Origin of the sequence: Microbacterium sp. JC 701, from assembly GCF_021026215.1 — a bacterium.
Lineage (GTDB): Bacteria > Actinomycetota > Actinomycetes > Actinomycetales > Microbacteriaceae > Microbacterium > Microbacterium algihabitans.
The window spans coordinates 170671-191681 of record NZ_JAJNCV010000004.1; the positions used below are offsets into that span (position 1 = coordinate 170671).

Genomic DNA, 21011 nt, shown 5'->3' on the forward strand with positions numbered 1-21011 from the left:
TCGTGCCTTTCGTTGCGGGGGAACAGCCAGTCTGCGCGTGCGGCGCCGACGGGCGTGAGGTGGTTGACGAGCCCGGCGCGCAGCCCTAGGCGCCCTCGGCGGCGAGCGGGGGCGCGTCGATCCACGCGTGCACGCGGCGCAGGAACGCGGCATATCCGGCGGGCGTGCGTCCGGTGAAGCGCCCCGAGGTCTCGACCTCGTGCTCGTCGCTCGCCCGCACCCGCGCGCCGGTCGCCCGTGCGGCGTCGACGAGGGCGACGTCCTCGTGCAGGGCGAGATCCCGGATGCCGCCGACCTCGAGGTACGTGCGGGCCCGGATGCCGAGGTTCGCGCCGTGGACGTTCCCCGCCGGGCGACCGCGCGGGTGGGTGGCACGCCAGTACGCCGCGTGGCGATCGCTGAGGTCGGCGAAGTCGGGGCGCACCGTACCCAGCACGACGTCGATACCGGCGTCCATGAGGTCGAGCTGATGGGTGAGCCACTCGCGGGGCACCGTGGAGTCGGCATCCGTCATCGCGATCCACGTGCGTTCGGGATCCGCGTCGAGCGCGGCGAGACCGTGGGCCACTCCGACGCGGCGGGCCGTACCGACCACTCGCGACGAGATCTCGACCGCCTCGACCGGCCACCGGCGCACCTGCATCGCGGTGGTGTCGGTGCACGCGTCGAGCACGACGACGATCCGCGCGTCGAGATCGGGCTCACGCTCGCGGGCATGGGCGACGGCGCGGGTGACCGTCGCGAGACACCGCCCGATCAGCGCCTCCTCGTCGTGCGCGGGGATCGCGACCACCACGGCCCTCACGGCACGAGTCCCGCCTCGACGGCCACCGACCGGGCCCCGGAGCGGCCGTAGACCTCGAGCACGAAGTCGTCTTCCTCGTGTCGCACGAGGCGCACGAGGGTCGGCACCGCGGCGAGCGCGGCGTGCACGCTGTCACCGGAGCGCGGGTACTCGGCGACCGGATGCCGCCAGTGGCAGGCGACCAGATGGCCCTGGGGCTCGAGCGCCGACGCCGCCGCGGTCAGTCCGGCCGCGAGGTCGGCGTCGTTCCAGTAGTAGGCCACCTCCGACAGGACGACGAGGTCGAACACCCCGTCGGGCCAGTCGGCGGGGAGCGAGGCGACGCGCAGCTCGACGTTCGCCCGCCCCTCGAGTCGGCGCGCTGCCCGCTCCAGAGCCGCCGGCGACAGGTCGACGGCCAGCACCCGGTCACCGCGGTCGGCGAGCTCCCCCGTCAGCGCGCCGGTCGAGCACCCCGCCTCGAACACGGCGCGGTACCGCCGCCGGGGCAGGGCCGCGAGCAGCACCGCCCGCTTGCGCTGCTCGTACCAGCGCGAGTCGAAGCCCCAGGGGTCGTCGTGGCGGGCGTACATGCCGTCGAAGTACTCGGGGCCGACGCTCGCGGCGGCGGGTTCCGGGGCGAAGAAGACCTCTTCGTCGCGGGTGAAGTGGGCGTGCATGCGCGCGTGGATCATCGGTTCGTCGCCGGGCGCGGCCGACAGGGCCGACAGCTGGCTCTCGTGCGCGCGCAGGGCGCGGGCCTTGGCATCCCGGGCCGCGTCGTCGAGGGCCAGGCGCTCCGCGCGGGCCCAGGGCACGTCGTCGGGACTCCCCCAGTGCCACAGCCAGATCGGGAACGCGCGCGAACGCACGCCCCGCTGCGCGCAGACCTCTTCGACGATCTCGCCCACGACCCGGTGGTCGCGGTGGCCGTCTCCGCGCCAGGGCGACAGCACCAGCACGCGGTCGTCGCCGGCGCGGTCGAGCACCTCGTGCAGCGCCGCGGCGATGTCGTCGCGGTGCGCGTCGGTGCCCCCGTCGGGCAGGCCGAGGAACCGCGGCACGCCCGCGACCCCCACCGCCTCGACCGCCACGGCGACCTCGCGCCTGCGCACGAGAGCGAGGGTGGCGGGGCTGTGGGTCGGCGAGTCGGGGTGCGAGCCCTCGCCGTCGGTCACGATCACGATCTCGACGCGGATGCCGCGGGCCGTCGCGCTCGCGAGCAGACCGGCGGCTCCGAGGCTCTCGTCGTCGGGGTGCGCGGCCACGACGATCACCCGGTCGACGTCGAGGTCGAGCGTCACCAGGTCGCGGGCGGCGAGCGCGGCCGCCCAGACCGACTCGTCGGTGCCCGGGTCGCGGTGGTCGAAGCTCACCATGCGCCGTCTCCCGCCGCGACGTCGGCCCCGATGCGGGCGAGGTCGCGCTCCGCGTGATGCTGCCGCACGTACACCTGCAGGTCGGCCACGCGCCGCGCGTGGGACTCGTCGGCGGTCAGCGGCAGCGGGCCCAGGGCGTGCGCGGAGCTCGCGATCACCGTCTCGACCGCGTCGGCCACGACGGTGCGCGCGCGGGCTGCGCGCAAGCCCTGGCCGGCCGCGTCTCCCGCCGCGAAGACGTCCGCCGTCTCGACGAGGGCGGCCCGCGCCGCCCACAGCGCGACGTCGGCGCGGCCGAGGTGCATCGCCGCCACCTGATCCGCCCTCTCCGACCGCGCGGCGTCGCGCAGCGCCGTGCGCAGCGGAACGGCCCCGCCCCACCAGCACGCGGCGACGCCGACGCCGCCGTGCGCGAAGCCGGGGCGCCGCAGGTACCACCCGGGGTCGCCGACGGGCAGCGCGACGGCGCCGTCGACGTCGATCGGCGCACTGACGACCTGCGCGAGCCCGCGGGCATGCCAGGGCCCGGGCCGCGCGGTGACCGCGGGGTCGCGCAGGTCGACGGCGAAGAGCTGTCGGCGGTCGTCGTCGACCCAGGCCGTGACGAGGGCGTGCGAGAGGTGGGCGGCCAGCGAGCACCACGGCTTCGTGCCGTGCAACGTCCACGTGCCGCCGTCGTTCCGGGCCTCGAGGCGCATGCCCGCGCCTTCCGCGGCGAAGACCCCCCACGTGGCATCCGGATCCACGGCGATCTCGAAACCGGCGGATGCCGCTTCGTCGAGGATCGACAGCGCGTCGAGGTGCGGCTCGAGCACGCGGGCGGCCGCCACATCGCGCGCCGCGACCGAGGCGAGCAGCTCCCACCGGGCGGCGAGCGTCGACGGCAGGCGGACTCCGCTCGCCCATTCCATCGTCGCCGTGATGTCGCGGCCGAGCGCGTAAGTGGCATCCGCCGCGCGCAGCACCTCGCGGACGCCGTCGAGCGCGGCGTCGTCGAGAGAGTCGGAGGAGAAGAGCAGGGGGAACGGGAGGGGGGAACCGTCGGTCACCTCCCGAGCATCCGCCGAGCCACGGTGCGGCACCTAGATGCTTGACACGTGCCGCGTTCGTCCGGTGTGTTCGCGCCCGGCCCGCGGGGACGTGAAACGGCGAGGGCGCCGAGGCTGCATCTCGCTGACGAAACGGTGTCGAGCTGCAGCCGACTCGTCAGCGGGATGCCGTCTCAGCGCCCCACCGCGCCCGAGCCGCCCCTCACGCCGGCACCGACGGCCCGAGCACCGCCAGCAGCCGCAGCTTCTCGGCGCTCTCGGTGCCCGGGGCCGCGGTGTAGACGAGCAGCGAATGCGCCGTCTCGGGGTCGACGAGGGTCTGGCAGTGCACCTCGATCGTGCCCACGCTCGGGTGCACGAAACGCTTGGTCTCGACGGGGCGCAGGCCCACCTCGTGCCGGTCCCAGAGGTCGCGGAACTCGGCACTGCGCCCGCGCAGGTCGTCGGCGAGGTCGGCCGCGTGCGACTGCGGCCCGCGACGCCCGACGAGCTCGCGGAGCCCCGCGGCGAACAGCCGGCTGAGAAACGCGTGGTCGCGCGGGTCGTACACCGCGCGCGAGGCCGGGTCGGCGAACCATCGGTAGCCGAGGCCGCGGTGCGCGCCGCGGCGCAGGGAGGCGTCGCCGGTCAGCGCCACGCCCAGGCGGGACTGCCGCAGCGTCTCGCCGAGTTCGGTGACGACCTCTGCCGGGGTGTCGTCGAGGCGGTCGAGCACGCGCAGCAGCCCGGGACTGATGTGCTCACCTCCGGTGCCGCGATCGGCGGGCACGTGCCCCGCGAGGCGGAACAGGTGGTCGCGTTCGGCGCGCGAGAGGTGCAGGCCCTGGGCGATGGAGGCCAGCATCTGCTCCGACGGCTGTGGTCCGCGCTCGCGCTCGAGCCGGGCGTAGTAGTCGACCGACATGTGGCTGAGCGCGGCCGCCTCCTCGCGGCGCAGGCCCCGGGTGCGCCGACGCACTCCGCGCGGCAGCCCCACGTCTTCGGGCTGCAGCGCCTCACGGCGGGTGCGCAGGAAATGCGCCAGTGCGACTCGATCGATCACGGTGTCCCCCTCGGCCTCCTGTCTACCCGGCGCTCCCGGGCGGTGCCAGGACGCGTCGATCCCCCTTTGAGCGGATGCCGTGCCCCGGGCAGCCTCGGATCGCCAGGCCCTGTCTCTGCGGCGTCGATCGCGCGACGCTGGGGACACACCGACCAAGGAGACCGACATGGCCCGCAGCGACATCGACATCACCCTCCCCGACCTCACCGGCCGTCGCGTCGTGCTCACCGGCGGAAGCGACGGCATGGGCGTGGTGATGGCGGAGCGCCTCGTCGACGCCGGCGCCGAGCTCGTGCTGCCCGTGCGCAACCGCGCCAAAGGCGAGGGCGTCGTCGCGCGGCTGCGCGAGAAGACCCCCTCCGCGCGGGTCGCGGTGCACGATCTCGACCTGTCGTCACTGGCATCCGTCTCCGCCTTCGGTGAGGCCCTTCGGGCAGAGGGGGCGCCGGTGCACCTGCTGATCAACAACGCCGGGGTGATGACCCCGCCCTCGCGCCAGGTCACGGCCGACGGCCACGAGCTGCAGTTCGGCACGAACCACCTCGCTCACGTCGCTCTCGTCGGGCACCTCTGGCCGTTGCTGCGGGCCGGGAACGCGCGCATCGTGTCGCAGGTGAGCGTCGCGGCGCGCACGGGTCGCCTCTCCTTCGACGACCTCGACAGCGAGCGCTCGTACGACGGTGCGCGCGCCTACGGCCGCTCGAAGATCGCGCTCGGACTGTTCGCCCGCGCGCTCGACGAGCGGTCGAGGCGCGAGGGATGGGGCGTGCGCAGCGTCGTCTCGCACCCCGGCGTCGCCCCGACCAACCTGCTCGCCGCCCGCCCCGAGCTCGGACGCGACGAAGACACCGTCGGGGTGCGCGTGGTGCGCTGGCTCTCGGCGCGTGGACTGCTGCTCGGCACGGTCGAGACCGCCGCGCTCCCCGCCCTGGCCGCGGCGACGACCGCCTCACCGCGCAGCGACGTGCTCTATGGCCCCACCGGCCTCGGCAACCTGGGCGGCGCCCCGGGGACCCACCCCCTGTACCGGCCGCTGCGCGATCTCGCCGAGGCCGATCGCGTCTGGGACGCCTCCCTCCCCCTCGCGGGCGTCGCCGACGCCTGGACCTGACGCGCGCGCAAGAGCCGACTCCGGATGCCGCGGCGCTCCGGAGTCGGCTCTGACGGTGACCCTCAGCCGAGGCGGCGCCGTCTGACGCGGTGCCCGGCGAAGACCCCGACCCCGAGCAGGGCCGCAGCGACGGCCAGGCCACCGAGCGGGCTCTCCGCCCCCGTCGAAGCAAGGGCCGCGGGCGCTGCCGTCCCCACCGCTGCCGCGGAGGTCGTGACGGTGCTCGCCCGGACGGCGGTCGGCGTGGTCGTTTCGGCGGCCGTCGTCGTGCCCGAGCCGCCCGTCGCCGAGATGGCGTTCAACAGACGCACGCGGTCGATCGACACGGGACCGGTGGATGCCGTGCCCGCGACCTCGACCTGGTACCCCGTCACCGCCGTCAGACCAAGACCGTCGTCGGCCGCCCCCTCGGGTTGCTCGCCCGCACGGGAGAAGCCGGCGAAGGGCAGCTCGACCCAGCGCCACCCCGCCTGGTCGTCGACGAACGTCGTCTCGAAACGCTCAGCGGCATCGGGAGCCTGGTACACGCGGATGTAGTCCACCGCGAGCTCCTGCGGGAAGGTGAGGTCGCTCGACAGTGCCCCGCCGAAGTTGCCCCCGACCGCCATGTTCATGAGGAGGAAGAACGGGTGCTCGTACACCCACTCGTTCGGGGCGACGTCCTGGGGCGTCGCGGTGTGGAAGAGGATCCGCTCGCCGCCGTCGCGCTGCACGTACCAGCGGATCTGCCCTTGTTCCCACTCGACCGAGAACGTCAGCCACTGGTTGCTGAGGTCGGTGCCGAAGTCGTGGGTACCGCCGAACGACTGACCACCGGAGTAGCCCGGGCCGTGGATGGTGCCGAAGATCTCGGTGGGAAGCTTGCCGACGTACTCCATGATGTCGATCTCGCCCGTCTGGGGCCATCCGACCTCGCGGAAGTCGTCGCCGAGAGACCAGATCGCGGGCCAGATCCCCGCCTCGCCGTCGGGCATCTTGGCGCGGACCTCGACGCGGCCGTGCTGGAAGGTGTACTTGTCCTCGGTGATCAGTCGCGCCGACGTGTACTTGCACGGTCCGTACCAGCACGACAGGCCCGATGCGGCCGCGTCGTCGACGGCCCTGGTCGTGATGACCATGTTGCCGTTCCCGTCGTGGGCGGCGTTCTCGGTCGAGTCGGTGTAGTACTGCAGCTCGTCGTTGCCCCAGCCCCATCCGCCGGTCTCATAGGTCCAGTAACGGGGGTCGGCGGGAGTCCCGGCCGCGCCGTCGAACTCGTCCGACCACTGCAGCACCCAGTCCTCGGGGGAGCCCTGCGCGGCGGCGCCCGCTCCGGCACCGTCGTCGAGGCCCACCGTCACCCGGCTGCCGTCACCGCGACCGTCGTACCAGAAGCCCAGTCCGTTCTTCGCGCTCCAGTCCTGGGGCTGGGCGAACCGGTGGGCGTAGCCGCCCGCGCCGGTCACGTCGAGGACGTTCTCGAAGGAGTCCTGACCCGGGTAGGCGTCGGGGGCGGATGCCGCGATCTCGCGCGTCGCGAGTCCCGCTTCGCCGAGACCGTCCAGGCCGGTGGTGCCGTTCTCGAAGTCGTCGATCAACCCGTCGACGGGGGCGTCGTTGTCGGTGATGCTGACGCGGGCCACCGGAACCGTGCCGAGCTGCGCGTTCACGGCATCCGAGAAGCGCACGAGGAAGGTCTCGTCGACCTCGTCCTTGCCGTCGTCGATCGTGGGGACCGTGATCGTCGCCTCCCGCGAGCCCGCGGGGATGGTCACGTTGCCCGACCCCGACACGTAGTCGCGGTCGGGGGCGGCGGGCAGGTCCTCGGTCGAGGTGCGCTCGGTCGCGGCCTCGGTGCGCCAGCTCACCGTCACATCGGTGTCGCTCGTGCGCGAGAGTCGCACGCCGACCTGCGCGTCGGCGCCCTCCTCGACCGTGAAGACGGCGCGCGCCGGGTTCACCGCGATCGGTCGGTTCGGGTCGGCCGTGCCGAAGAGAGTGACGTCGTCGAAACGGAGGTCGGGGGCGACGACCGGCGACGACTGCTCGACGCCGATGCCGAAGCCGTGCACGTCGGTCAGGGTGAGCCCGTCGTCGGGGGCGCCGTTGCCGATGTTCTTGCGGGTGAAGTCAGCGAACGGCAGTTCGATGAACCGCCAGCCCGCCACGTCGTCGACGAACCGGGTCGAGAAACGCTCGGCGTCGTCGACGGTCGAGTCGGGGTTGCGGTTGTCGATCAGGTCGAAGAACAGGGGCGCCCCCGAACCGGTGCCTTTCATCCAGAACCCGACGCCGGTGAAGGCGCTCCAGTCCTGCGGCACCCACGTCTGTCCGTCGGGGGTGAAGGCGTCGACGAGAACCGCCCACGACCGGGTGTCGAAGCCCACGTCGAGCACGTCGTTGTCGGCGGCGGCGGAGGGGCGCTCGGCGTCCGCCACCCGGTCGAAGGTGGGGACGTTGCCCGCACCCTGCGCCGTGAACCATCCGAGGGCGGGCACGGCCGAGGGGTCGCCGCGGCGCAGGTCGGACTCGAAGTCCTCGATCACCCGTCCGGTCGGCGCGGTGCCGCCCTCGTCGGGGTCGGTCGGGTCGGTCGGGTCGGTCGGGTCGGAAGCGCCGGTGTAGAGACCGATCTCGTCGAGCTTGACCGTGGCCGCTCCGCTGTTCGCGGGGAACAGCAGACCGCGCACGAACGAGAGGTCGAGGGTGCCGTCGTTCGGCGCTCCGGCGTCCTGGTGGTCGGTCGCATACGAGAACTGCGAGAACGGGATGCGCACCAGGTGCCATCCCGCGCTGCCGAGCGGGACGACGGTGTCCCAACGGTCGCCGACGGTGGCTGTCGCCGAGGTCGCGTCGACGATCTCGACCTGGATCGACGAGCCGCTGCCGTCGCTGTGCAACCAGAACTGCACGCCGTCGGAGGCGCTCCAGTCCTGCGCGGGGCGGGAGCCGGTGTACTCGAAGCCGATCCCGCCGTAGTGCGGGTCGAGCCCGAGATCGAAGCCGTACGACAGCACAGCGGCGTTCGGTGCGCTCGAGAACGAGGCGAGGCCGGAGTCGGCCAGGCGCTCCACTCCCGCACCGGCGGCGCCCCACTGGACGTGGTCGGAGGTGCCGTCCTCGAAGGAGTACAGCGTGTCGACGGTGTCGTCGTCGGCCTGCGCCGCGGTGGGCGCGAGCCCTGTCGCGACGAAGCCCGTCAGGGCGGCCACGGCGAATCCGCGGCTCCATAGGGGTCTGGGTGTAACGGTCATCCTCGTCCTCATCGATCGGGGGTGGCGGTCCGCGAGTCGGGCTCGCGGGGCGCCCGTGAGAGCGCTCCCAAAACGGTAAGAACCCGCTGTGGGGCGAGTCAACGAACGGCAGGCCTATTCACCCGCGAGACCCAGCCCCCTCACCCGGGGTGATTCCGGTTGGCTGTGAATCCCGCGCGCCCGGAGCCATCGCGTCCGGCGCTCCATAGGCTCCGTGCGTGACCCCCGCATCTTCCCGCCGCCGCGACCTGCCCGCGATCGTCGCGTCGATCGCGGCCACCGTGCTCGGCGCCGGCCTCGGAGAGCTCGCCGCGGCGATCGTCGCGCCCACCGCGAGCCCGTTCGCCGTCATCGGCGGCGGCATGATCGACCTCGCCCCCGCGTGGGCGAAAGACCTGGCCATCGACCTCTTCGGCACGGGCGACAAGGCCGCCCTGCTGGTGGGCATCGCGGTGCTGCTGCTCGTCGTCGCCGGCGCCGCGGGCGTCCTCGAGCGGCGCAAGGCCCCGTGGGGTCGGGTCGCGCTCGTCGCCGTCGGCGTCGTCGGGGCGATCGTGTCGTTCACGCGGGCGGATGCCGGCACCCTCTCCCCCGTGCCGTCGCTGATCGCCGGGGCGGCCGCCGCCCTGGTGGCCGGTGTGCTGATCGCCCGGCTGCGTCGCGGGCGCGCGTCTGCGGCATCCGGTGACGACGACGGCGTCACCCGCCGCGGCGTTCTCGCCCTCTCCGGCGTAGCGGTGCTGGCCGGAGTGATGGCCACCGCCGGGTCGTTCGCGTTGAGCGGGGGCGCCCGGGCCGTCAGCGCGGTGCGGGCCGCGCTGCGCCTGCCGTCGCCCGCCACGACGACGACCGTCCCCGCCGCGGCCGACCTCGGGATCGACGGGCTCGCACCCGTCGTCACGCCCTCAGCCGACTTCTACCGCATCGACACCGCGCTGATCGTGCCCCAGGTCGACCCCGCCACCTGGGCCCTGCGCGTGCACGGCCTCGTCGAACAGGAGGTCGTGCTGCGGTGGGACGACCTGATCGCCCTCCCGCAGAAGGAGACCGTCGCGACCCTCGTGTGCGTCTCCAACGAGGTGGGCGGGTCGCTCATCGGCACCGCGCGCTGGCTCGGCGTTCCGATCCGCGACATCCTCGCGCGAGCGAAGCCGACGGCCGAGGCCGACATGGTGCTCTCGCGATCGGTCGACGGGTTCACGGCATCCAGCCCTCTCGAAGCCCTCACCGACGACCGCGACGCGTTGCTCGCGATCGGCATGAACGGCGAACCGCTGCCGATCGAGCACGGCTTCCCGGTGCGCCTCGTGGTGCCGGGCCTGTACGGCTACGTGTCGGCGACGAAATGGGTGAGCGAGCTCGAGGTCACCCGCTTCGACCGCGCCGAGGGGTATTGGACCTCGCGCGGCTGGTCGGAGCGGGGACCCGTGAAGCTGCAGTCGCGCATCGACGTGCCGCGCTCGGGCGCGCAGGTCGCGGCGGGCGAGACCGTCATCGCCGGTGTCGCCTGGCAGACCCACGTCGGCGTCTCGGGCGTCGAGGTGCAGGTCGACGACGGCCCCTGGCAGAAGGCGACGCTGGCGACCGCGATCTCGGCCGACACGTGGGTGCAGTGGAGCCTGCCGTGGAACGCCGCGAGCGGCTCGCACGTCATCCGGTGCCGCGCGGTGTCGGCCACCGGCGAAACCCAGACCTCCGACACGGCCGCGCCCGCTCCCGACGGCGCGACCGGCTGGGACCAGCGCACGGTGTCGGTGGCCTGACCCGGCCCCCGGTCGCGTGAGGGGTCATCTTCGGTCGCGTGCGGCGTCCGGAGGCGACAGGAAACGACCCCTCACGCGGGGAAAGCGCGCTCAGGCCGCGAGCACGTGCCGGATCTGCTCGACAGCCCAGTCGAGCTCGGTCGCACGGATCGTCAGCGGCGGAGCGATGCGGATCGTCTGACCGTGCGTGTCCTTCACGAGCACGCCGCGGGCCAGCAGCTTCTCGGCGACCTCGCGCCCGGTGCCGTACGACGGGTCGATGTCGACCCCGGCCCACAGGCCTGCGATGCGCACAGCGGTGACACCGTGGCCGATGAGCGTCTGCAGAGACGCCTCGAGGTGGGCGCCCAGCGCCTTCGCGCGGGTCTGGAACTCTCCGGATGCCAGCATCTCGACGACCCGCAGACCCACGGCCGCGGCCAGCGGGTTTCCGCCGAAGGTCGAGCCGTGCTCGCCCGCGTGGATGACGCCGAGCACGTCGTCGTTCGCGACGACGGCCGACACGGGCAGGATGCCGCCGCCGAGCGCCTTGCCGAGCAGGTACACGTCGGGCACGACGCCCTCGCGGTCGCACGCGAAGGTCTCGCCCACGCGTCCGAGACCCGACTGGATCTCGTCGGCGATGAACAGCACGTTGTTCTCGGTGCAGATCTCACGCACGCGCTGCAGGAACCCCTCGGGCGGGATCACGACGCCCGCTTCGCCCTGGATGGGCTCGATCAGCACCGCGGCGGTGTTCTCGTCGATCGCCGCGGCGATGGCATCCGCGTCTCCGTATGGCACGTGCACGAAGCCCGGCGCGTACGGACCGAAGTCGTCGTGCGCCGTGGGGTCGTCGCTGAAGCCGACGATCGTGGTGGTGCGGCCGTGGAAGTTGCCGTTCGCGACGATGATCGTCGCGGCATCGGGGGTGATGCCCTTGGTGCGGTAGCCCCAGGCGCGCGCGACCTTGATGCCGGTCTCGACGGCCTCGGCACCGGTGTTCATCGGCAGCACGGTGTCTTTGCCGCAGAGCTGCGCGAGCGCCGTGGCGAAGGGACCGAGACGGTCGTTGTGGTACGCGCGGCTGGTGAGCGTGAGGCGTTCGAGCTGCTCGCGCGCGGCGGCCAGGATCGCGGGGTGACCGTGTCCGAAGTTCAGCGCGGAGTAGGCCGAGAGCAGGTCGAGGTAGCGCTTGCCCTCGACGTCGGTGACCCACACGCCCTCGGCGCGCGAGACGACGACCGGCAGCGGGTGGTAGTTGTGGGCGAGGTGCGCGCCCTCTTCGGCGATGAGACGTGCGCCGAGGTCGTCGACGGTGGTGCTCATCGCGATCCGCCTCGCAGTTCGAGCGTGCAGCACTTGATGCCGCCGCCGCCGAGCAGCAGCTCGGAGAGGTCGACCATGACGGGGGTGTAGCCGCGCTCGCGCAGCTGCGCCTCGAAGCCGACGGCGCGCGGCGAGATGATGACGTTCTTGCCGTCGCTGGCCGAGTTGAGGCCGAAGACCGCGCCATCGGCATCCGACACCCGGATGGCATCGGGGTAGCGCTCGCGCAGGATCGCCTGGCTCTTCTCGTCGAACGCGGTGGGGAGGTACGCGATGTTGGCCTTCTCCACTCCACCGGGGCCTTCGACGGGGTCGAGCACCGAGATCGCGGTGTCGAGGTGGTAGAACCGCGGGTCGGTCAGCGTCAGCGACACGACCTCGCGCGAGAACACCTCGCCGACCTCGCGGTGGCTGTCACCGGTCGAGCGGAAGCCCGTGCCGGCGAGGATCGTGTCGCCCACGAGCAGGAAGTCGCCCTCGCCCTCGTTGACCTCGACGGGCTCGGCGACCTCGAAGCCGTTCGCCGCGAACCAGTCGATGAACGCGGGCGCCTCGGCGGCGCGCTCGCGGAAGCGGAACTTCGGGCCGTACGCGATGCCGTCGATCACGAAGCCGCCGTTGGCCGTGTAGACCATGTCGGGCAGGCCCTCGAGCGGGTCGATGAGCTCGATCTCGTGGCCGAGCGCGACGTAGGTGTCGTAGAGCGCCTGCCACTGCTTCACCGCGAGGTCGGTGTCGGTGGGCCGCGAGGGCTCCATCCACGGGTTGATGCTGTAGCTCACCGTGAAGTGCGAGGGGCGGCACATGAGGTACCGGCGGTGCTGCTGCACCCGCTCGGTCGCCGTCGCGGAGGCCACGTTCGATGTGGGCGTGGCGGTGGGGGTAGCGGACATCTCTGCTCCTCGGAGGAAAGGTGCGGCGGACGCTGTCCTGGGGCTCGGTGGCCCTTCGAACCCGGCGGCGCTCACCAGCTTCATGAGGCGCCGTGCGGGGAAAGGTCGGTCCGAGCACGCCGGTGTCATTCTCGCACGCGCGCGCGGAGGGGCGCGAGCGACGCGGCGGCTCGGCCCGGCGGCCGTCGCACGGCGTCATGCACCGCATGCGCCGCACCGCCCCGTGGGAGGATGGCGGCGATGTCTGCCACCCTCGAACATTCCGTCGTCCTCGACGAGGCCGCGGGGGTCGTCCGCATCCTCGATCGGCGCGTCTTCCCCTCCCGGGTGGAGTGGGTCAATGCCGCGACGCCCGACGAGGTCGCCACCGCGATCCGCGACATGGTGACCCAGAGCTCGGGTCCGCTGTACGCCGCGACCGCGGGCATGGCCCTGGCCGCCCTGCAGGCGCGCGAGCTGCCGGTGGGCGAGGCCCGCACCGCCCTCGGCCGCGCGGGTCGGGCGCTCGCGACGGCGCGACCGACCAACGCCCACCCGCGCGACGCCGTGGCCCGCATCCTCGCCGCGGGGCGCGATGCCGACGACACCGCCGCCCTGGTCGCCGCCACCGTCGACACCGCCGCCGCCGTCGACCGCGACTACCGCGAGGCGAGCCTGCGCCTGGGCCGCGCGACGCTGTCGCTGCTGCCGGAGTCGCCGCGCATCCTCACCCATTGCTGGGCCGACGCCTACCTGTTCGGACTCGTCGCCGCCGCCCGTGAGGCGGGACGCGAGATCGAGTGGATCGCCACCGAGACCCGTCCCTATCTCCAGGGCGCCCGATTGACGGCGCACTCGCTGCGCGAGCTGGACCAGAAGGTGACGCTCATCACCGACGGCATGGCCGCGGCCGCCCTCGCCTCTCCGCGGGGTGTCGGCTCGGGTCCGATCGACGCGGTCGTCACCGCCGCCGACCGCGTCGCCCTCGACGGCTCGGTGGTCAACAAGGTCGGCACCCTCGCCCACGCCGCCGCGGCGGCAGCGTTCGGCGTCCCCTACTTCGCGATGGTCGAGGCACCCGATCCCGGTGCTCCGACCGGCGCCGACATCGTCATCGAAGACCGCGATCCGCGCGAGGTGCTCGAGGTGCTCGGTCAGCGCACGGCGAGCCCTCTCGTGATCGACGCCTGGTACCCCGCGTTCGACGTCACTCCCCCGCGCCTTGTCACCCGCATCGCCACCAGCCGCGGCACCTTCGAACCGGCTCGCGTCGGCGACCACTTCACCGTCGACGCCGACGCGCCCGCGCCGACTCCGGCGGTCGTGCGCCGCCGCGCCCTCGACGAGCCCGCACCCGTCGCCGCGACCGTGCAGCCCGACACGATCGCCTTCCACCCCGTTCCGATCACCCCCACCGAAGAGGCCCCCGAATGACCCGCATCTCCGCCGACGTCGTCGTGCTCGACATCGAGGGCACCACCAGTGCTGCCGGCTTCATCCTCGGCGACCTCTACGACTACGCGCGCCCCCGCCTCGACGAGGTGCTGGGCCGCGACGACGACACCGTGCGCGCGGCGCGGGCCGACGCGATCGTCGAGACGGGGCTGGATGCCGACGCCACCGACGCCGAGATCGCAGAAGCGCTGCGCGGACTCATGGCATCCGACGTCAAATCCACCCCGCTCAAGACGCTGCAGGGCATCATCTGGGCCGAGGGCTTCGCCGCCGGCGAGATCCACTCGCAGTTCTTCGACGACGTGCCCCCGCGCCTGCGCGCCTGGCACGAAGAAGGTGTGCGCCTGGCCGTGTACTCGTCGGGCTCGATCGCCTCGCAGGTGCCGTGGTTCCGCCACGCGCCCCAGGGCGATCTGACGGTGCTGGTCGAGGACTTCTTCGACACTGTCAGCGCCGGACCCAAGAAAGAAGCGGCCTCGTACGAGCGCATCTCCGCTGCCCTGGGCGTCGCCCCCGAGCGGGCGATCTTCCTCACCGACCACCCCGACGAGGTCACCGCCGCGCGCGCCGCCGGGTGGCAGGTCGTCGCCCTCGACCGCGCCGGCGAGCCCTGGGCCGGATCCGCCTTCGGCACCGAGACGGTCGCCTCGTTCGACGAGCTCGAGGTCGCGCGATGACGCTCCCCCACCCCGACCGGGTGCGCGCGGCCGGAGCCGCCCTCGCGGCCGAGGCCTCGCGCTTCTCGGGGTACGGCTGGATGCGCGGCACCTCGGGCAACCTCTCGGTCGTCGTCGAGCGCGACCCGCTCGTGCTCGCCGTCACCGCCTCGGGCCTCGACAAGTCGGAGCTCACCGATCGCGACGTCGTGCTCATCGACGAGGCCGGCGACGCGCTCGACCCGGACGACACCCGGCCGCCGTCGGCCGAAGCGGGCCTGCACGCCCACATCGCCGCGCGCACGGGTGCGGGCGCGGTCTTCCACGTGCACGCGTTCGACGCCGTGGTCGCCGGTCACCGCTGGCCCGAGGGCGTCGAGATCCGCGACATGGAGATGCTCAAGGGCATCGGCCACCTCGCGCACGACGAGGCCGTCACGGTCCCGGTGATCGCGAACGACCAGGACATGCGGGTCGAGGCCGCCCGCTTCGACGAGGTCTACGTGCCCGCGACGGCCGAGGTGCCCGAGGTGCCCGCGCTCATCGTCGCGAGCCACGGCATGTACGCCTGGGGCGTCGATGTCGCCGCGGCCCGCCGCCACCTCGAGATCGCGGAGTGGCTGCTGCGCTTCGCCGTCGCCACGCGCTGAGCCCGCCTCAGCCCAGCAGCTCGACCGTCAGCGCGGTGAGGGTGCGCGGGTCGCTGTCGTCCAACCGCGCGGTGCCGAGTCGGCGCGCGGCGCGCAGCACGAGGCGGGCGGCCTCCGCCTGCTCGGGCGCGGGCAGGGTGAGGATGTCGGCGACCTTCGAGAATCCCACGATGCGGCGCACGGCCTTCGCGGCGCCGTACACCGCGGCATCCGACCGCACCTGCGCGAGCGTGTGCTCGAGCACCTCGTCGCCGTACACGCGCGGGTCAACCCGGTCGGGCCAGCGGCGGCGGAACTCCGCCTCGAACGCCTCGATCAGCGGCACGGGCAGACGCAGCAGGGTCTCGGCGTCGGCGGTGCGGCCGAGCACGTGCGCGCGGGCGGCGGCGATCACGAGGTTCGCCCACACCGCGCCGAGGTCGAAGCCGGTCGGGCCGTAGGTGCCGAACTCGGAGTCGAACGCGCGCACCGACTCTCCCTCGGCCCGCACGAACACCGACCCGGTATGCAGGTCGCCGTGCATGAGGCTCTGCGTGCTCTCCTGGAAGCGCTGCTTGGCCAGGCCCATCTCGCGCACGAACGCGCGATCGGCGCGCAGCGCGCGCACGTCGTCGGCGTTCGCGTCGAGCCAGCCGTTGTGCTCGTGGTCGACGTAGGGCTCGGTGAAGACGAGGTCTTCGGTGATCTCGCTGAGCTCGGGGTTGGTCGCCTCGGCGATGCGACGACGTCGCTCGGGCCCCGGCGTGCCGAAGACGCTGGTGGCGAAGCCGACGGCGCCCACGTACTCGCCGAGGTGCGCCGCGGCATAGGGGTGCAGGCGACCGGCATTGAGCTCTCCGCGCCACACGGAGTGGTCGCTGAGGTCTTCGATCGAGAGGGCGAGGTTCTCGGCGTCGAAGCCGTAGAACCCGGGCACGTGCGCGGGGTCGATGCGCTCGTGCGCGCCGAGCACGACGGCTTCGCGGGCCGCGCGCTCGCGGGTGAGCGGCCAGGTCGGGTCGACGCGCACGTGCGGTAGCGACTGCTTGACGACCACGCCGTTGCCGGCGGCATCCTTCACGATGAAGACGAGGTTCAGGTTGCCGTCGCCGACCTCGTCGACCGAGACGATGGATGCCGGATCGACCGGCCCCGCGAGGTGCGGGCGGGCGGCGAGGTAGGCGGCGACGGTGCCGCTGGTCAGCTGATCGGTGACGAGGGTCATGATGCGGTGGTGCTCCCGGCGACGATGGTGGTCTTGCGACGGCGGAACGTGAAGCTGAACAGCAGGGCGACCAGCAGCACGACTCCCTTGCCGAAGTCTTGGATGTAGTACGGCAGCCCCATCATCGAGAACCCCGTGACCATCACGGCGATCAGCACCGCGCCGAGGGCCGTGCCCCACGCGTTCGGGCGACCGATGCCGAGCACCGAGACCCCCACAAGTGAGACGGCCACGGCGTCGAGCAGCAGGCTGTTGCCGGCCGAGACGTCGCCCTGACCGATGCGGGCGGCCAGCACGAGACCGGCGATCGAGGCGAGGATGCCGCAGCCGATGTAGGCCGCGGCGCGATAGGCGCGGACCCGGATGCCGGCGAGCCGGGCGGCCTCGGGGTTCGAGCCCACTGCGGCGAGCGCGCGGCCCCACCGCGTGCGGTCGAGCACGAACCACAGCACGATCGTGAGGCCGAGGAACAGCAGCACGGGCACCGAGACCGGGCCGATCGCGCCGCGGTCGAACCACAGGAAGTCGGGGGTGAACCTGCCCGGAGCGGTGGTGCCGTCGTCGAGGGTCATCTGCGACGAGATCGATTTGCCGTCGACGATGATGAGCTTGAGCCCCACGACGGTGAACATCGTGGCGAGGGTCGCGAGCAGGTCGGGGATGCGCGCGAACACGATGAGCGCGGCGTTGACCGCCCCGATGAGCGCACCCGAGACGAGCACGACGCCCACGGCGATCCCGCCGACCTGACCGGCGATGACGAGGGTCCACGCCGCTATCGACACGGCAAACCCGGCGTTGGCGCCGACCGAGAGGTCGAGGCCGCCCACGGTCATCGCCAGGGTCACCCCGAGACCGGCGATGCCGATCGGGGCGATGTACTTCAGCATCCCGAACACGTTCTCGGGGGTCGCGAACGCCGGCTCGGTGAGGGCGAAGAACACGATGAGAAGCACCGTGACGGCGACGAAGCCCCACTTCGCGACGGCGTCGATCGCGCGGGAGCCGAGGCCCGCGCGCACGGGGGCGGCGGTGGACACGCTGGTCATGCGATTTCCTTCCGGTGGCCGGGGTCGTCGAGCAGGGCGGCGACGATGCGCGCGCGGTCGAGGGTTCCGGCGGGGGTGTCGAGCACGATGCGTCCCGAGACGAGCACGACGATGCGGTCGGCGACGTCGAGCACTTCGTCGACGTCGCTCGAGAGCACCACGACCGCAGCTCCCTCGGCGGCCCGTGCGCGGGCGGCGTCGCCGATGCGGCGGCGCGCGCCGATGTCGACGCCGCGGAACGGCTCGTCGAGCACGGCGACCCGCGGGCCGGTGCGCAGCCAGCGGCCGACGACGACCTTCTGCTGGTTGCCGCCCGAGAGGTCGTCGACCCGCGCATCGGCCGAGGGCGCGACCACTCCGTAGGCGTCGATCACCTCGTCGGCGGCGGCGTGCTCGCGGCGCGTGGCCATGACGCCCGCGCGCGACAGGGCGCGCAGCACGGGCAGGCCGACCGTATGCGCGATCGACCAGCCGGGCTGGATGCCCTGGCGCTGACGGTCCTCGGGCACGAGCACCACGCCGGCGGCGATCGCGGCCGCGGGCGAGGTCGGCCGGTAGGTCTCCCCGTCGAGCACGAGGCGCGCGCCGCTCGCGGGACGCACCCCCGCGATGACCTCGGCGAGTTCGGTCTTGCCGGCGCCGAGCAGGCCCAGGATGCCGGTGACCTGTCCTCCCGCGACCGAGAGGCTGAGCGGGTCGCTGCCGGGGAGCAGCGCGGCCCCCACGACCGCGAGCACCTCGTCGGTCGCGGGGAGCGGCTCGGTGATGTGCTGTTGCAGTTCGGTGGGGACGCCGAGCATGGCCTCCAGCGCCGCGTGCCAGTCGAAGGGTCGCGCGGCGTCGAGTTCGAGCCCGCCGTCGCGCAGCACCACGATGCGGTCGGCGAGGCGCTCGATCTCGCCGAAGCGGTGACTGACGAACAGCATCGACAGGCCCTCGTCGCGCAGCGTGCGCAGCACCGCGAACAGGCGGTCGGCCTCGGCGGCGGTGAGCGCCGACGTGGGCTCATCGAGGATGAGCAGTCGAGGAGTCGAGCGCAGGGCGCGGGCGAGCACGAGCAGCTGGGCGTCGGAGGTGCCCAAGCGGGCGGCATCCGCCCTCAAGACCTCATCCGACCACGACAGCCCCAGGCGTTCGAGGGCCGCCCGCGCGATCCGCTCCGCCTCGGCCCGGCGCACGAGACGGTGACCGCCGGTGGCGAGGTCGGTCAGAGCGAGGTTGTCGGCGACGCTCAGCCCCGGCACGATGCCGTCGGCGATGCGCTGGTGCACCGTCTCGATCCCGGCGCGGCGGGCACGCGCGGGAGACGAGAGCCGCAGCACCTCTCCCCCGACGGCGATGTCGCCCGTGTACCCCGCGTTGGCTCCCGAGACGGCGCCGATGAGGGTGGATTTGCCCGCGCCGTTCGTGCCGAGCAGCGCGGTGATGCTGCCGGGCTCGAGGGCGAGCGAGACGCCGCGCAGCACCTGGTTGGTGCCGAAGCGCACGCCGACGCCGCTCAGGCGCACGACCGAGGTGTCGTGCGTCCGGGCGGCGTCGTGGAGGGGTCCGGTCATCCCGAGACCGCGGGCAGCCAGTCGGCCACCACGGTGTCGCCCAGCAGCAGCGACGGCTCGGCCTCGCGCAGCTGCGCGACGTTGGTGATGCCCTTCTCGAGCAGGAAGTCGCGGGTGATCGTGACGGCGGGGAACTGCACGCTCGTCTCGTCGAGCTGACCGGCGAGCTTCAGCGCCAGGGCGCGCACGACGGCGGCGCCCACGGCGGAGGGGTCGGTCGCGCTCGTGGCCACCCAGGGGCTGCCGTCGGCGGTCATGACCTCGATGTCGGCGTTCGAGATGTCGATGCCGTAGACCTTGACCTTGTCCTGCAGGTTGTTCTGCTGCACGGCCTGCACGACGCCCTTGGTGATCTCGTCGTAGGGGGCGAAGATCGCCTGCACGCCGGGGTTCGACTTCAGCGCCGCGTCGATGAGCGGGATGTTGTCGGTCGCGGTCGACTCGGTGACCTTGCCGGTGAAGAAGAGCTGGTCGAGACCGTGCTCCGAGACGACCTCGTCCCACACCTTCTTGCGGCGCTCGAGCGGGGCGAAGCCGTCGGTGCTGGCCAGGCCCACCTTCGCGCCGTCGCCCACGTCGGCGATCATCTGGTCGAGCACGCCCTGCGCCATCGACGCGTCGGACTGCGAGGTCACGATGACGCCGTCGGTGTCCTTGAGGGCGAGGTCGTAGATGATGACCGGGATGCCGGCATCCACCGCTTCGTGCACTCCCGGCTCGATCGTGTCGGTCTGACCGTGGTCGACGATGATCGCATCGGGCTTCGAGGCGATCGCCTGCTCGAGGTCGGAGGCCTGCTTGGCGTTGTCGTTGCGCGCGTCGAAGACGGTCAGATCGATGTTGGCGGCGGTCGCCTGCGCCTTGACGCCGGCCGTCCACGCGGTGAAGTAGTCGCCGGCTCCCGACTGCTGCACGAGCGCGACCTTCAGCGGCGCCCCGTCGAAGGGCGCGGGCAGGTCGGCGAGCTTCTGCACGGGAGCCGCGGATGCCGCCGGGGTCGAAGTGTTCTGCTGCGCGCAGCCGGTCAGGGCGAGGGCGGCGATGCCGGCGGTCGCGACGAGCGTCGCCCAGCGGTGGGATCGAATGGACACGGGGTCCCCTTCGTCGAGGGAGCGGAGTGGGGGCGCGTCGCGGGCGGGTCCGGGCGGCCGTCGAGCAGTCAAGCAGCAGGCGCGATCGGCCGGTTAGTCGAGGTTGCACTTTGTTACACCCGCGAGGCGGATGAGGCCTCGGGAGTGGGCATTCGGTGCGGATCGGAGACACAATCGAGTCATTCCGCTCATATCGCGTCGAGAGGAGGAGCCGTGACGCTCCTGACCGTCTGGAAAGAGACCGACCCGAGCACGCCCGTGCTCGAGACCACCGACGAAGCCGAGATCCGCGAGGCGCTCGCCGGCCTCGGCGCGCGCTTCTCGCGCTGGGAGGTCAAAGACGTCGCCCCCGGCGCCTCGCAAGACGAGGTGCTCGCGCTGTACCAGGGCGAGATCGACGAGGTGAAGCAGCGAGAGGGCTACACCCTCGTCGACGTCGTCGCCCTCGACCCCGCGCAGGCGGACTACGACGAGGTGAAGACGCCGTTCCGCGAGAAGTTCCTGTCGGAGCACAAGCACGACGACGACGAAGACCGCTACTTCGCCAAGGGCGCGGGCGTGTTCTACCTGCACGCGAACGAGAAGGTGCACGCCGTGTACTGCGAGGCGGGCGACCTCATCTCGGTGCCGGCCAACACCACGCACTGGTTCGACATGGGCACCTCGCCCCACTACGTCAGCGTGCGCTTCTTCCACGACGACGACGGCTGGGTGGGCCATTTCACCGGCAGCCCCATCGCGGAGTCGTTCGCGAGCTTCGACCAGCTCTCCGCGCGCCGCGCGCAGCTGGTCTGACGTACGCACGAACG

At 72.7% G+C, this 21011-nt stretch carries 17 protein-coding genes; 6 read left to right on the forward strand and 11 right to left on the reverse strand.

Annotated elements, in window-relative coordinates:
• Positions 1-85: 85 nt before the first annotated feature.
• From LPW41_RS15030 to LPW41_RS15045, 4 genes are all read right to left on the reverse strand, one after another.
• On the reverse strand, positions 86-805 hold the full coding sequence (locus LPW41_RS15030) for a glycosyltransferase family 2 protein (protein ID WP_230705289.1): 720 nt from the start codon (positions 803-805) through the stop codon (positions 86-88).
• Positions 802-2163 (reverse strand): PIG-L family deacetylase, encoded by a 1362-nt coding sequence (locus tag LPW41_RS15035; protein ID WP_154097658.1) that lies wholly within the window; start codon positions 2161-2163, stop codon positions 802-804. The genes LPW41_RS15030 and LPW41_RS15035 overlap by 4 nt, the downstream gene beginning before the upstream one ends.
• Positions 2157-3212: an acyl-CoA dehydrogenase gene (locus LPW41_RS15040; protein WP_230705290.1), complete on the reverse strand. Its 1056-nt coding sequence runs from the start codon at positions 3210-3212 to the stop codon at positions 2157-2159. Before LPW41_RS15040 ends, LPW41_RS15035 begins: the two co-directional genes overlap by 7 nt.
• Positions 3213-3414: 202 nt before the next feature.
• Positions 3415-4254, reverse strand: coding sequence for a helix-turn-helix transcriptional regulator (locus LPW41_RS15045; protein ID WP_230705291.1), 840 nt, complete (start codon positions 4252-4254; stop codon positions 3415-3417).
• Positions 4255-4420: 166 nt separating this feature from the next.
• Here LPW41_RS15045 and LPW41_RS15050 point away from each other — a divergent pair, with 166 nt between their 5' ends.
• Complete coding sequence (locus tag LPW41_RS15050; RefSeq protein ID WP_144834499.1) at positions 4421-5365, forward strand: SDR family oxidoreductase; 945 nt, start codon at positions 4421-4423, stop codon at positions 5363-5365.
• A 62-nt stretch (positions 5366-5427) separates the two neighbouring features.
• On the opposite strand, the gene LPW41_RS15055 is transcribed toward LPW41_RS15050, so the two are convergent.
• On the reverse strand, positions 5428-8598 hold the full coding sequence (locus LPW41_RS15055) for a carbohydrate binding domain-containing protein (RefSeq protein ID WP_230705292.1): 3171 nt from the start codon (positions 8596-8598) through the stop codon (positions 5428-5430).
• Between the two features lie 218 nt (positions 8599-8816).
• On the opposite strand from LPW41_RS15055, the gene LPW41_RS15060 reads away from it, so the two are divergent.
• The gene (locus tag LPW41_RS15060; RefSeq protein WP_230705293.1) at positions 8817-10361 is read left to right on the forward strand and encodes a molybdopterin-dependent oxidoreductase; all 1545 of its coding nucleotides are present in this window, start codon (positions 8817-8819) and stop codon (positions 10359-10361) included.
• A gap of 90 nt (positions 10362-10451) precedes the next feature.
• Here LPW41_RS15060 and rocD read toward each other — a convergent pair whose 3' ends face one another.
• Both rocD and ddaH read right to left on the reverse strand, forming a co-directional pair.
• Positions 10452-11669: an ornithine--oxo-acid transaminase gene (rocD, locus tag LPW41_RS15065; RefSeq protein ID WP_144834494.1), complete on the reverse strand. Its 1218-nt coding sequence runs from the start codon at positions 11667-11669 to the stop codon at positions 10452-10454.
• Entirely contained in the window at positions 11666-12562 is an 897-nt protein-coding gene (gene ddaH / locus LPW41_RS15070) for a dimethylargininase (RefSeq protein WP_144834493.1), read from the reverse strand. The genes rocD and ddaH overlap by 4 nt, the downstream gene beginning before the upstream one ends.
• A gap of 240 nt (positions 12563-12802) precedes the next feature.
• Here ddaH and LPW41_RS15075 point away from each other — a divergent pair, with 240 nt between their 5' ends.
• From LPW41_RS15075 to mtnB, 3 genes are read left to right on the forward strand one after another with little or no spacing between them, the layout of a single operon-like run.
• Positions 12803-13975, forward strand: coding sequence for a hypothetical protein (locus LPW41_RS15075; RefSeq protein ID WP_230705294.1), 1173 nt, complete (start codon positions 12803-12805; stop codon positions 13973-13975).
• Entirely contained in the window at positions 13972-14673 is a 702-nt protein-coding gene (gene mtnC, locus LPW41_RS15080; RefSeq protein WP_230705295.1) for an acireductone synthase, read from the forward strand. Before LPW41_RS15075 ends, mtnC begins: the two co-directional genes overlap by 4 nt.
• On the forward strand, positions 14670-15302 hold the full coding sequence (gene mtnB / locus LPW41_RS15085) for a methylthioribulose 1-phosphate dehydratase (protein ID WP_230705296.1): 633 nt from the start codon (positions 14670-14672) through the stop codon (positions 15300-15302). The genes mtnC and mtnB overlap by 4 nt, the downstream gene beginning before the upstream one ends.
• 7 nt (positions 15303-15309) lie before the next feature.
• On the opposite strand, the gene mtnK is transcribed toward mtnB, so the two are convergent.
• The 4 genes from mtnK to LPW41_RS15105 are packed head-to-tail and all read right to left on the reverse strand — an operon-like array spanning position 15310 to position 20202.
• Positions 15310-16506: an S-methyl-5-thioribose kinase gene (gene mtnK, locus LPW41_RS15090; protein ID WP_230705297.1), complete on the reverse strand. Its 1197-nt coding sequence runs from the start codon at positions 16504-16506 to the stop codon at positions 15310-15312.
• On the reverse strand, positions 16503-17555 hold the full coding sequence (locus tag LPW41_RS15095; RefSeq protein ID WP_230705298.1) for an ABC transporter permease: 1053 nt from the start codon (positions 17553-17555) through the stop codon (positions 16503-16505). The genes mtnK and LPW41_RS15095 overlap by 4 nt, the downstream gene beginning before the upstream one ends.
• The gene (locus LPW41_RS15100) at positions 17552-19111 is read right to left on the reverse strand and encodes a sugar ABC transporter ATP-binding protein (RefSeq protein ID WP_230705299.1); all 1560 of its coding nucleotides are present in this window, start codon (positions 19109-19111) and stop codon (positions 17552-17554) included. The genes LPW41_RS15095 and LPW41_RS15100 overlap by 4 nt, the downstream gene beginning before the upstream one ends.
• Positions 19108-20202 (reverse strand): substrate-binding domain-containing protein, encoded by a 1095-nt coding sequence (locus LPW41_RS15105; protein ID WP_154097669.1) that lies wholly within the window; start codon positions 20200-20202, stop codon positions 19108-19110. Before LPW41_RS15105 ends, LPW41_RS15100 begins: the two co-directional genes overlap by 4 nt.
• Before the next feature lie 213 nt (positions 20203-20415).
• Between LPW41_RS15105 and LPW41_RS15110 the strand changes: the two genes are divergently transcribed.
• A complete protein-coding gene (locus tag LPW41_RS15110) occupies positions 20416-20997 on the forward strand; it encodes an acireductone dioxygenase (protein WP_144834480.1) in 582 nt (193 codons plus the stop codon).
• The last annotated feature ends 14 nt before the right edge of the window (positions 20998-21011 follow it).